This window comes from Rothia endophytica (genome assembly GCF_039543885.1).
Taxonomy (GTDB): Bacteria; Actinomycetota; Actinomycetes; order Actinomycetales; family Micrococcaceae; genus Rothia; species Rothia endophytica.
Genome location: NZ_BAABKP010000001.1, coordinates 525,261 through 538,507, shown reverse-complemented (window position 1 = coordinate 538,507; position 13,247 = coordinate 525,261). Strand labels below are relative to the sequence as shown.

Sequence of the window (13,247 nt, the reverse complement as noted above, 5' to 3'; positions counted from 1 at the left end):
AAATTACCAGCGGTAGTGTGCGAAGGCCTTGTTGGACTCGGCCATCTTGTGAGTGTCTTCGCGACGCTTCACAGCGGCACCGAGACCGTTAGATGCATCCAGGATCTCGTTCATGAGACGCTCGGTCATGGTCTTCTCGCGGCGAAGCTTTGAGAAACCTACGAGCCAGCGGAGTGCTAGGGCAGTTGAACGGCCCGGGCGAACTTCTACGGGAACCTGGTAGGTTGCGCCACCGACGCGGCGTGAGCGAACCTCAAGAGCAGGCTTGATGTTGTCCATAGCCTTCTTGAGAGTTGCAACGGGGTCTTCACCGGACTTGGCAGCAACACCCTCAAGTGCACCGTAAACGATGCGCTCAGCGGTTGACTTCTTGCCGTCCAGCAGAACCTTGTTGATGAGCTGGGTAACCAGCGGTGAACCGTAAACGGGATCGTTTACGAGGGGACGCTTAGGAGCGGGACCCTTACGAGGCATTACTTCTTCTCCTTCTTTGCGCCGTAGCGTGAACGAGCCTGACCGCGGCCCTTAACGCCCTGGGTATCCAGTGCGCCACGAACGATCTTGTAACGAACACCGGGGAGGTCCTTCACACGGCCACCGCGCACGAGCACGATGGAGTGTTCCTGAAGGTTGTGACCTTCACCGGGGATGTAAGCCGTTACTTCTACGCCGCCGTTGAGCTTAACACGTGCGACCTTACGCAGTGCTGAGTTCGGCTTCTTGGGGGTGGTGGTGTATACACGGGTGCATACGCCACGCTTCATGGGGTTGCCCTTAAGTGCGGGCGCCTTGGTCTTTACGACCTTGGGTGCACGGCCCTTACGGACCAACTGCTGAATTGTAGGCACTTGTTCTCCGTTTGGTTTCGGTCGCTCCGCTAGGTGCGACCGGTTACTGTATCTTGCGGCTAGACTCTAGCCCCTCAAGTATTTGCAGGTGATGCTGTTTGAACAACATCTCCTCCAGGTGGAAAAGGTGTTGCTCCTGCGGTTTCACCTGCACAACACGTGCTGTATTGGGCGAGCTTTTATATAACGCGCAAAAGAATCACATTGACTTAGCTGTTTTTACCCAGACATGACGAAAAATGGCATTTAGGCCTCAAGATCGCTGACCAACAAAAGTTGGGGCGAACAAGGCCAAAGGACGGTGTCCGTTCTGCCATTGGTATTCCGTACGATGCCAGCTGGGAAGAGCTAGCTAAGTACTCCACATAGAACTATAGCCGGTTACCATGGTTTTAATCCACCCCGATAACCGACTATTTAAGCCTTTAATCCCTCAAAACAGGTGATGTCAGGCACGTAGGTAGACCCTGCGTCGCAGTAGGTGATGGCTTGAGGCGCCAGGTGACGCTTCCACTTGAAGCAGGTACCAGGGTCATTATCAGCAGTGACCGTGCCCCAGCGTCCATGCTCGTAGCCCTGCACCAAGATGACCCGGGAGTCGTCCGCTGATTAGGACGCCGGTTTGTGCCCCGGTACCTCTCTGTCTAGCCTGGGAGTCAGGGCAGTTATTGGGCCGGAAAGAAGGATGCTGTGAGCAGGATTGATGAATCGTTTTTAGTGGGCCTCCTGGGCAGCGGCATCAATGCCTCTCTCACTCCCCCGATGCACGAGATGGCTGCTGACCAATTAGGAATCCGTTACCTTTATCGCCCCCTGGACATTGATGCCCTGGGCCCTCATCAACGAGCCTTCACTGCCGATGACTGCGGCACTCTCTTGAGCTACGGGCTGGCCCTGGGTTATAACGCTTTCAACATTACTTACCCCTGCAAGCAGCTCATTATGCAACACCTCGATCAGGTATCTGAACATGCTCTACAACTCGGCGCGGTCAATACGGTAGTGATCGAAGACGGCGCAACGGTAGGCTACAACACCGATTACTCAGGCTTTTCTTTCGCTGTAGACAGCGGGCTAGCACTAGCACCTGAGGACCTAGATACGGTGCTCCAGTTGGGTGCCGGTGGCGCTGGCTCTGCCACTGCTTACGCCCTGCTGAGTCGCGGAGTCAAAACGCTCTTCCTCTTCGATATTTCAGTTCAACAAGCCCAAGCGCGGGCCAGCACGCTACAAGACCTCTTCCCCTCCCAAAAAGTCGTGGCGTTAGAGCCAAAGCAGCTAGCTTCCGCGCTGGCGTCTTCCCGTGGTCTGGTGAATGCTACCCCCATCGGTATGCACCACCACCCCGGCGCTCCCATAGACCTCTCGCTCCTACGCGCTGACCTGTGGGTTGCCGACGTTATCTACCTGCCCCAGGACACTCCTCTGATCACCGCAGCCCGCGCACTCGGGGCGCGCACCCTACCCGGCGGCCTCATGGCGGTAGGCCAAGCCGTAGATGCCTTCACGCTCATTACCGGCCAACGCCCCGATGTTCCAGAACTCCACCGTTTCTTCCTACAAGAAACCGGCAATGAGCTCCCTCATAGTTTTTGAGGACAGCAAAGGGCGCTTTCCCACGAAGAGTGAGAAAGCGCCCTTTGGCTTAGCCTAACGGCTCAAGAACGGTTTACTTACCGAACTCGTAGTCATCCAGCGGAATCGCCTGGAACTCGGGGCTAATAGCACCCTCGTTGGTCTCGGCGTAGCTGAAATCGTTATAGGGGGTCGCGGTCTGCGCAAACATCGCTTCGCGAGCCTCGTCGGTGGGTTCAACCTCGATATCGTTGTAACGAGCGAGGCCGGTACCGGCGGGGATCAGCTTACCAATGATGACGTTTTCCTTAAGGCCAACCAGCGGGTCAGACTTACCTTCCATAGCCGCCTGAGTCAGAACTCGGGTGGTTTCCTGGAAGGAAGCAGCTGACAGCCAGGACTCGGTTGCCAGTGACGCCTTGGTGATACCCATCATCTCGGGGCGGCCTGCAGCAGGACGCTTACCCTCAGCCAGAGCAGCGCGGTTAGCGCGCTGGAAGGCAATGTTCTCAACCAATTCACCGGGTAGCAGTGCGGTATCACCGGAATCAATCACGGTAATACGGCGCAGCATCTGGCGGACGATAACCTCAACGTGCTTATCGTGAATGCCTACACCCTGTGAACGGTAGACGCCCTGAACCTCATCCACCAGGTGCTTCTGAGCCTCACGAGGACCACGAATACGCAGCACCTCCTTGGGGTCAACAGCACCGGCAACGAGCTGCTCGCCGACCTCGATGTGATCGCCTTCAGTAACGTTGAGGCGGGCACGACGTAGGACGGGGTAGGCGATGGGCTCATCTCCGTTATCCGGAGTGATGACGACCTTCAGTGACTTCTCGGTGTCCTCAATCGACACGCGACCGGTGACCTCTGAAATCGGAGCTACGCCCTTGGGGGTACGTGCTTCGAAGAGTTCCTGAATACGGGGCAGACCCTGGGTAATATCGTCCGCTGATGCGACACCACCGGTGTGGAAGGTACGCATGGTTAGCTGGGTACCGGGTTCGCCGATGGACTGAGCAGCGATAATACCGACAGCCTCACCAATATCGACCAGGTTACCTGATGCCATAGAACGGCCGTAGCAGAGTGCACAGACACCAACAGCTGATTCACAGGTCAGGACCGAGCGGACCTTAACTTCCTGAATGCCAGCCTTGTAGAGATCATCAATGACGATATCTGACACGTCAGCGCCGGCAGCCGCCAAGACGGTGCCGTCTTCAGCCTTCACGTCAACAGCCAAAGCGCGGCCGTGGATTGAAGACTCAACGTTCTCGTGCAAGGAAACGGCGCCGGTGTGCTCGTCCACCTGGGTAAGAGGTAGAGTCAGACCGCGGCGGGTGCCACAGTTGTCTTCGCGCACGATGACATCCTGAGAAACGTCCACCAGACGGCGGGTTAGGTAACCCGAGTTAGCGGTACGCAACGCGGTATCGGCCAGACCCTTACGTGCACCGTGGGTTGCGATGAAGTACTCCAGAACCGATAGGCCTTCGCGGTAAGAAGACTTAATCGGGCGGGGCATGATTTCACCCTTGGGGTTAGACACCAGACCACGGATACCGGCAATCTGACGAACCTGCATCCAGTTACCACGTGCACCCGAGGTGACCATGCGGTTGATGGTGGTGTTCTTCTCAGCCAGGTTTTCCTTCATAGCCTCAGCAACCTCATCGGTTGCCTTGGTCCAGATGTCGATAAGCTCGGTACGACGCTCAACGTCGTCAATCAGACCCATCTCGAACTGGGATTCGATGTCAGCTGCCTGCTTCTCGTAGCCTTCCATAATGGCGGGCTTGGTGGGGGGCGCTGCGATGTCAGAAACAGCAACGGTCACCCCTGAGCGTGAGGCGTAGTAGAAGCCGGTGTTCTTCAGGTTATCCAGTGAACGGGCTACTACGTACATGGGGTACTTCTCAGCAAGATCGTTGATCAGTGCACCCAGCGACTTCTTGTCTGCAATACCGGTGTACCAGGGGTAATCGGCGGGCAGAGCCTGGTTGAAGATAACCTGGCCGACGGTGGTTTCAACGAGAACGGGCTGACCTGCCTCGTAACCTTCAGGAGCCTCAAAGCCCTCGTATGGTACGAAGTCATCAAGAATAATCTTGACCTTGGTGTAGAGCTCAATCTCGTGACGGTCCATCGCCATAATCGCTTCAGCGTAAGACGAGAACAGGCGACCTTCGTTCTTTTCACCTTCACGTGCAGTGGTGAGGTGGAAAAGACCGATGATCATATCCTGGTCAGGTACCGCAACGGGGCGGCCGTCTGAGGGCTTCAGGATGTTGTTAGAGGACAGCATCAGAATGCGAGCTTCAGCCTGCGCTTCGGGTGACAGCGGCAGATGAACTGCCATCTGGTCGCCGTCGAAGTCAGCGTTGAATGCTGAACATACGAGCGGGTGCAGCTGGATAGCCTTACCTTCAACCAGCTGGGGTTCGAAGGCCTGGATACCCAGACGGTGCAGGGTAGGTGCGCGGTTCAAAAGCACGGGGTGCTCGGTGATGACCTCTTCGAGAACGTCCCACACCTGGGGGCGGAAACGCTCTACCATGCGCTTAGCGCTCTTGATGTTCTGAGCGTGGTTGAGATCAACCAGACGCTTCATCACAAAGGGCTTGAAGAGCTCAAGCGCCATCTGTTTGGGTAGACCACACTGGTGCATTTCCAGGGTGGGGCCACCAACAATAACGGATCGACCCGAGTAGTCAACGCGCTTACCCAGAAGGTTCTGGCGGAAACGACCCTGCTTACCCTTCAGCATGTCTGAAAGGGACTTAAGAGGACGGTTACCGGGGCCAGTGACAGGGCGACCGCGACGGCCGTTGTCAAACAGGGAGTCAACAGCTTCCTGCAACATGCGCTTTTCGTTGTTCACGATGATCTCGGGGGCACCGAGTTCCAGCAGACGCTTCAGACGGTTGTTACGGTTGATCACACGACGGTAAAGGTCATTGAGGTCGGAAGTCGCAAAGCGGCCACCGTCCAGCTGCACCATGGGGCGCAGTTCTGGCGGAATCACAGGGACGTGATCCAGGACCATGCCCAGCGGTGAGTTATCAGTGGTCAGGAAGGCGTTAACAACCTTCAGACGCTTCAGGGCGCGGGTCTTACGCTGGCCCTTACCGGTCTGAATGGTGTCCTTCAGAGACTCAGCTTCGGCCTCCATATCGAAGGTCTCAAGACGCTTCTTAATCGCCTCAGCACCCATGGAGCCTTCAAAGTACATACCGTACTTATCGACCATGCCACGGTAGAGCGCCTCATCACCTTCAAGGTCAGCGACCTTGAGGTTCTTGAAGCGATCCCAGACGCGCTCTAGTTGCTCAATTTCGCGTTCTGCGTTCTTGCGAACGGACGCCATCTGACGCTCAGCACTATCACGGAGCTTACGCTTCTCGGCAGCCTTGCCGCCTTCAGCCTCAACGCGAGCGAGTTCCTCTTCGGTTTCGCGGGCAATGAGGTTGATGTCGGCATCCAGCTGATCCTGCAGAACCTTCTTGTCGCGGTCGTGCGCGGCCTGAAGATTGGGCAGGTCCTCGTGGCGAGCGTCCTCGTCCACAGCGGTAATCATGTAGGCGGCGAAGTAAATGATCTTCTCAAGATCCTTCGGAGCCAGATCCAGCAGGTAGCCCAGGCGTGAGGGCACGCCCTTGAAGTACCAGATGTGAGTCACGGGAGCAGCAAGCTCAATGTGACCCATGCGCTCGCGGCGCACCTTGGCGCGGGTTACCTCAACACCACAGCGTTCACAGATAATGCCCTTGAAGCGTACACGCTTGTACTTACCGCAGTAGCATTCCCAGTCGCGGGTGGGGCCGAAGATACGCTCATCAAAGAGGCCTTCTTTCTCCGGCTTGAGGGTTCGGTAGTTGATGGTTTCGGGCTTCTTAACCTCGCCGTACGACCAGCTCAGAATATCTGCTGAGGTCGCAAGGCCAATTCGCATCAAACCAAGTGAAGATTCGTTGGACATGTGGTCCTTATCTCTTTCCTAGTGTTATGAAGTCTTAGTTCTGGGCAACGATGAGGGTAAACCTGCAAAGGTTTAGACCTCTTCTACGGAGTTGGGTTCCGCGTGAGACAGGTCAATACCCAGCTCACCTGCTGCCCGGAAGCCTTCATCTTCTACATCGCGCATTTCGATGGTCTTACCGTCAGTTGAGAGAACCTCAACGTTCAGGCAAAGTGACTGCATTTCCTTGATCAGAACCTTGAAGGACTCTGGGACGCCGGGTTCGGGGATGTTCTCGCCCTTAACGATCGCCTCGTAGACCTTCACACGACCGTGAACGTCATCGGACTTCACGGTCAGGATTTCCTGCAGGGTGTAAGCAGCACCATAGGCTTCAAGCGCCCACACTTCCATCTCACCAAAGCGCTGACCGCCGAACTGAGCCTTACCGCCCAGGGGCTGCTGGGTAATCATGGAGTAGGGGCCGGTGGAGCGTGCGTGAATCTTGTCGTCCACCAGGTGGTGCAGCTTCAAGATGTACTGGTAACCCACGGAAACGGGCTCGGGGAAGGGCTCACCGGAACGGCCATCGAGCAAGCGTGCCTTACCGGAACGGTTGATCAGACGATCGCCGTCACGGTTGGGGTTAGCGTGATCGAGCAGTTCGAAGAGTTCATCTTCGCCCGCGCCGTCGAAGACCGGGGTTGCCACGGTGGTGGGACCGGTTTCCTTGGGGAAGTTATGCAGCTTGTCGAGCCAGGCGGGGTTGCCGTCAATCTTCCAACCCTGCTTAGCGAGCCAGCCGGTGTGAACTTCGAGTACCTGACCGATGTTCATACGACCGGGGACGCCGAGGGGGTTAAGGATGATGTCAACGGGGGTACCGTCTTCCATGAAGGGCATATCTTCAACGGGAAGGATCTTGGTAATAACACCCTTGTTACCGTGGCGGCCTGCCAGCTTATCGCCAACAGTAATCTTGCGCTTCTGAGCAACGTAGACGCGTACCAGCTGGTTAACACCGCTAGGCAAATCATCTTCGTCGGTGTCGCGGTCAAAGATGCGCACGCCGATAACAGTACCTGACTCACCGTGGGGAACCTTCAGGGAGGTATCGCGGACTTCGCGTGACTTCTCGCCGAAGATAGCGCGCAGCAGGCGCTCTTCGGGAGTCAGCTCGGTCTCGCCCTTGGGGGTGACCTTGCCAACCAGGATGTCACCGGCTTCGACCTCAGCACCAATGTGGATAATGCCGCGCTCATCAAGAGCTGACAGTACTTCCTCAGAGACGTTGGGGATGTCGCGGGTAATCTCTTCAGCGCCCAGCTTGGTGTCGCGGGCATCGATTTCGTGCTCTTCAATGTGAATTGAGGTGAGCACGTCATCAGAGATCATGCGCTGGGACAGGATGATACCGTCCTCAAAGTTGAAACCTTCCCATGACATGTACGCCACGAGCAGGTTCTTACCGAGCGCCAGTTCACCCTTATCAGTTGAGGGGCCGTCAGCGATGAGGCCGCGGGTCTCAACACGGTCGCCTACCTTAACAACCACGCGGTGGTTGTAGCAGTTACCGGGGTTTGAACGCTGGAACTTCAGGATGGGGTAAGAGCTGGTAGTGCCGTCATCGTTACGAACAACAACCAGGTCAGCGGAAACCTCAGAGACAACACCGGGCTTCTTAGCCAGGACGGAGTCACCGGAGTCAATAGCTGCGTAGCGTTCCATACCGGTACCAACGACGGGAGCTTCAGACTCCAGCAGGGGCACAGCCTGACGCTGCATGTTGGCGCCCATGAGCGCACGGTTAGCGTCATCGTGTTCCAGGTAAGGAATCAGTGCGGTTGCCACAGAAACCATCTGACGCGGTGAAACGTCCATGTATTCGATGTGGGCTACATCGACCAGAACCGCTTCGCCTGAGCCGTCGCCGGCACGGCAGAGAACCTGCTCTTCAGCGAAGGTCATATCGGGGTTCAGGGGAGCATTCGCCTGAGCAATGGTATTGCCCTTCTCATCATCAGCGGTGAGGTACTTAACCTCATCGGTGACCTTACCCTGGCGCACAATGCGGTAGGGGGTCTCGATGAAACCGAAGGTGTTAATGCGACCGTAGGTAGCCAGCGAGCCAATCAGACCAATGTTGGGGCCTTCAGGGGTTTCGATGGGGCACATGCGGCCGTAGTGGGAGGGGTGGACGTCTCGGACTTCCATGCCCGCACGATCACGGGACAGACCGCCGGGGCCCAGAGCATTCAGACGACGCTTGTGAGTCAGACCAGCAAGCGGGTTGTTCTGGTCCATGAACTGCGAGAGCTGAGAAGTGCCGAAGAACTCCTTCATGGAGGCAACAACCGGGCGGATGTTGATCAGGGTCTGAGGGGTAATTGCCTCAACGTCCTGGGTAGTCATACGCTCACGCACAACGCGTTCCATACGGGACAGGCCGGTGCGGATTTGGTTCTCGATGAGTTCGCCTACCGCGCGGATACGGCGGTTACCGAAGTGGTCGATGTCATCCACGTCAACGCGCAGCTCAACTTCTTCACCGTCGCGAATACCCTTGATGGTGCTGCCACCAGCGTGCAAGGTGACCAGGTAGCGAATCATCGCAGCGATGTCGTCCTGAGACAGCACTGCTGCTGATGGATCGTTCACGGGGGTGTCGATACCCAGCTTGCGGTTGATCTTGTAACGACCGACCTTTGCCAAGTCGTAGCGGCGGGGGGTGAAGTACATGTTGTTCAGCAGTGACTGGGCAGCATCAACCGTGGGCGGTTCGCCCGGGCGCAGCTTGCGGTAGATATCAAGTAGGGCCTCTTCACGGGTTTGAACGGTGTCCTTCTCGAGGGTGGCGCGGATGGAGTCGAATTCGCCGAACTCGGCGAGAATCTTAGCTTCGCTCCAGCCCATAGCCTTTAGCAGGGTGGTGACGGACTGCTTGCGGCGGCGGTCTAGACGCACACCAACCTGGTCACGCTTATCAATTTCGAGCTCGAACCATGCACCACGTGAGGGGATGATACGGGCCGAGTAGATGTCCTTATCGGAGGTGCGGTCCTGAGTCTTTTCAAAGTAAGCACCGGGTGAACGCACCAGCTGGGAAACAACAACGCGCTCTGAGCCGTTAACGACAAAGGTGCCGGACTCGGTCATGAGCGGGAAATCGCCCATGAACACGGTCTGCTGTTTGATTTCGCCGGTGTTGTTGTTCATGAATTCGGCCTTGACGTACAGCGGAGCTGAGTAGGTCGCATCGCGATCCTTACACTCTTCCATGGTGTACTTGGGGTCAGCGAATTCAGGTTCTGAGAATGACAGGGACATGGTGCCCTGGAAATCCTCAATCGGTGAGATTTCTTCAAAGATTTCAGCCAGACCGGAAACGCGGGGGACGGAGGCGTCACCCGTTTCTTCGGCGACTGCTACCTTCTCTTGCCAGCGTTCGTTGCCTACAAGGCGGTCAAAGCTGTCCAGCTGCAGAGCGAGCAGGTTTGGGACCTGCAGGGGTTCCGCGATTTTTGCGAATGAGATTCGGCGCTGCGAATCTGCGCCGTTAGCGGCTTCGGTATGTGAGGTGCTCGAGGCGACCAAGATATTGGATCCTTCCACAGACATGTCTGTTCGTACCCGCTCCCCCACCAGGGTGCACGCCCTTCTTCCCTTAAATACAAAAAAGCCCTTCTCGGACACCTGTGCTGTGCCGGTGAGACTAGATTGCTGAAAGAGGTTAGAAACGTACGTTTTATCCTGTTACAACCAGCCCACCGCTATATGAAGGCACAGAAGATTAGGGAAGCGCAAATATTTACATTACAGCAATGTGTGCACGTTTGTCTATATCTAATAAAGCCGCTTTTTGCAAACTTCGACCCAAGTCGTTGCTTCAGGAGCTGGGGTGCGTGCGTCCGCCTGCGTTCTCGTTGGCCCAAGTAGCAAAGCAGGAATATTAACATTCAACGACGTTGACCGCTAGTCCACCCATGGAGGTTTCCTTGTAGCGGTGGGACATGTCCTCCCCGGTTTGCCGCATCGTCTCAATGACCTGGTCCAAGGAGACGCGGTGGTGTCCGTCGCCGCGTAGCGCCATTTTGGCGGCGGTAACGGCGTTGGAGGCTGCCATAGCGTTGCGTTCGATGCAAGGAATCTGCACCAGACCGCCGACAGGGTCGCACGTGAGACCGAGGTTATGTTCCATGGCAATCTCTGCAGCGTTTTCAATCTGTTCATTGGTACCACCCATGACCTGGGCAAGACCAGCAGCGGCCATAGATGAGGCGGTGCCTACTTCGCCTTGGCAACCGACTTCAGCGCCTGAGATCGAAGCGCGTTTTTTGTAGAGGGCTCCGATGGAGGAAGCGGCGAGGAAGAAGTCCACAACGGCATCGTCGATGACGTGTTGACCGCGGTGGCGGATGGTGGGGAGGTAGTTGAGAGCGTAGTGCAACACGGCGGGGATAATGCCGGATGCGCCGTTGGTCGGTGCGGTGACGATGCGCCCGCCGAAAGCGTTTTCTTCGTTGACGGCTAGGGCTATGAGGTTGACCCAATCGATGGCGAATTCTGGTGACTTGCGGGGATCTTCTGCTAAGAGGTCGCGGTGCCAGGCTCCGGCGCGGCAACGAACTTTGAGGGGCCCCGGCAGGTAACCCACGCGCTCTAAGGATGAGCCGATGCACTCTTTCATGACCTGACGGATGGCGAGGATGCCCTGGCGCACTTCGTCTTCGGTGCGTTCGGTTTTCTCGTTTTCCATCTTGAGGGCTGCAATGGAAAGCCCAGCAGTGTTTGCCATATCCAGCAGTTCGGCGCCAGATCCAAAGGGGTAGGGGGCACTGGTGAGGCCGTTTGCCCCGGCGGCGTCCTCGTGTTCTTCGATGATAAAGCCGCCGCCGATGGAGAAATAGGTGCGCTCTAGCAGGGTGCGCTCCCCCGCGTAGGCAGTGACCTTGATGCCGTTGGTGTGCCGGGGTAGCACGGTGAGTGGACGTAGGGTGATGTCAGCTTCACGGTAGCTGATGTTGGGCCCGGTGGTCTGAGGAAGGTCGGTGGCGGGGGCGCCGTTAGCAAAAGCTTCAGAGGGGTAGCCTGCCAGGGGCAGGGTGCCGTCGACCGAGTTGCGGTCGAGGAACAGCTCGGAATCAGCGATGTTGATGGTTTCTGGCACGAAACCAGCTAGCCCTTTGATGGCAGCGCTCATGGTGCCGTGCCCGGCGCCGGTGGCGGCCAGGGAACCGTAAAGGTCGATGTGCATGCCGGTGACTTGGTTCAGGGAGCCGGTGTCGATGAGTTCGGCGATGAAGCGGTTGGTGGCTCGCATAGGGCCCACGGTATGGGAGCTGGAGGGGCCGATACCGACTGAGAAGAGGTCAAAGACGCTGATGTCATAGTTCAGTGCTTCAGCCTGGCTTTGGGCGTTGTCAGCCTCCTGGCGGGCGGTCGGTGAGAAGTCCGGTACGAAGTCGATGTCCACGGTGAAACCTTTGGTGTGATACGGGAAAGGGTAGCCAAAAGTGCGCCTATCGGTGGGCTGATAGGCGCGCTTTGGATGGGGGTCTAGGGCTTATTTTTCGCGCTGGTAGAAGGGGGTCGGCACGATATCGAAGGGGGCTGCCTTGCCACGAATGTCAACATTTACCGTGGTGCCCTGGTGCGCGTGCTCGGTGTTCATCAGAGCGAGCGCGATGGGGTAGCCCAGGGTGGGTGAGGGAATGCCAGAGGTAATTTCTCCGATGGAGTTGCCTGCTTCGTCAACAATCTTCGAACCGGCACGGGCGGGGCGCTTACCCTGGGCTTTGAGACCAATGAGGGTGCGGGCGGGGGCATTCTCTGCCTGTGCTGCTACTGCTTCTTTACCTACGAAGTCGGCGGTTTTCTTGGTGAGGGCGATTTCTACCAGTTTGCCCATGCCTGCTTCTGCGGGTGCGATGTCTAGGCCAAGTTCGTGGCCGTACAGGGGCATGCCGGCTTCAAGGCGCAGGGAGTCGCGGGCTGCCAGGCCGGCGGGAAGGGCGCCGTGGGCTTCGCCGCGAGTGGCTGCCAGGTTCCAGAGGGCCTCGGCATCCTGGTTGGGTACGTAGATTTCGAAGCCGTCTTCGCCGGTGTAGCCGGTGCGGGCGACCAGGGTCTGAATGTTCCCGAAGAGTACGGGGGCTGCCGCGTAGTAGCCCATGGAGGTGATGGTTTCGGGAGAGTCCGGTGCCATGTCCAGCAGGATGGCTTCTGCTGCCGGACCCTGTACTGCGACCAGAGAGGTATCAGCTGTTTCGTTGGTGAGAGTGACATCAAAATCGCCCAGACGTTCTTGGAAAGCCTCAAAGTCTACATCGACGTTGGCGGCATTGGGGACGACGAGGAATTCGTCGTCTGCCAGGCGGTAGGTGATGAGGTCATCGATGACCCCGCCATCTTCGTTGAGCAGCAGGGAGTACTTCGCCTTGCCAACTTTGAGGATGGACATGTTGGAGAGTAGGACGTAGTCCAGGTAGGCGCCGGCGTCGGCACCTTTGACGCGGAATTCACCCATGTGGGAAAGGTCGAAAAGACCGGCTGCGTTGCGTACGGTTTTGTGCTCTTCAACGTCGTTGGTGTATTTCAGGGGCATATCCCAGCCGCCGAAGTCGGTGAAGGAAGCACCAAGCTGTTCGTGGACGGTGTAGAGAGCTGTTTTTTTGGGAGTCATGATTGAACCTTTCGGGACTGAAGAATAATTGAGACGGTTCACAGGTGTGGGAGCTGACAGAGAGGGCGGCGGCAAGCTGGTCGGGTCTGGCGCCAATCGCCTCATGAGCGTTAGCGAACCGGGCGAGAGGGCCTGGCTTGCCGCCGCTCTCTCTTTCAGCGAAGTATTAGTACCT

At 57.2% G+C, this 13,247-nt stretch carries 7 protein-coding genes; 1 reads left to right on the top strand and 6 read right to left on the bottom strand.

Going from position 1 to position 13,247, the window contains the following annotated elements:
* Positions 1-3: 3 nt before the first annotated feature.
* Both rpsG and rpsL read right to left on the bottom strand, forming a co-directional pair.
* Positions 4-474: a 30S ribosomal protein S7 gene (rpsG, locus tag ABD982_RS02410; protein WP_251379244.1), complete on the bottom strand. Its 471-nt coding sequence runs from the start codon at positions 472-474 to the stop codon at positions 4-6.
* Entirely contained in the window at positions 474-848 is a 375-nt protein-coding gene (gene rpsL, locus ABD982_RS02405) for a 30S ribosomal protein S12 (RefSeq protein WP_083090707.1), read from the bottom strand. Before rpsL ends, rpsG begins: the two co-directional genes overlap by 1 nt.
* Before the next feature lie 690 nt (positions 849-1,538).
* Between rpsL and ABD982_RS02400 the strand changes: the two genes are divergently transcribed.
* Positions 1,539-2,444 (top strand): shikimate dehydrogenase, encoded by a 906-nt coding sequence (locus ABD982_RS02400; RefSeq protein ID WP_345444275.1) that lies wholly within the window; start codon positions 1,539-1,541, stop codon positions 2,442-2,444.
* Between the two features lie 73 nt (positions 2,445-2,517).
* On the opposite strand, the gene ABD982_RS02395 is transcribed toward ABD982_RS02400, so the two are convergent.
* The 4 genes from ABD982_RS02395 to gcvT form a co-directional block, all read right to left on the bottom strand.
* Entirely contained in the window at positions 2,518-6,411 is a 3,894-nt protein-coding gene (locus ABD982_RS02395; protein ID WP_345444273.1) for a DNA-directed RNA polymerase subunit beta', read from the bottom strand.
* Between the two features lie 72 nt (positions 6,412-6,483).
* Positions 6,484-9,984, bottom strand: coding sequence for a DNA-directed RNA polymerase subunit beta (gene rpoB / locus ABD982_RS02390; RefSeq protein WP_345445747.1), 3,501 nt, complete (start codon positions 9,982-9,984; stop codon positions 6,484-6,486).
* 355 nt (positions 9,985-10,339) lie between these two features.
* Positions 10,340-11,785, bottom strand: coding sequence for an L-serine ammonia-lyase (locus ABD982_RS02385; RefSeq protein ID WP_345445745.1), 1,446 nt, complete (start codon positions 11,783-11,785; stop codon positions 10,340-10,342).
* A gap of 168 nt (positions 11,786-11,953) precedes the next feature.
* Positions 11,954-13,072, bottom strand: coding sequence for a glycine cleavage system aminomethyltransferase GcvT (gene gcvT, locus ABD982_RS02380; protein ID WP_345444271.1), 1,119 nt, complete (start codon positions 13,070-13,072; stop codon positions 11,954-11,956).
* Positions 13,073-13,247 lie beyond the last annotated feature (175 nt).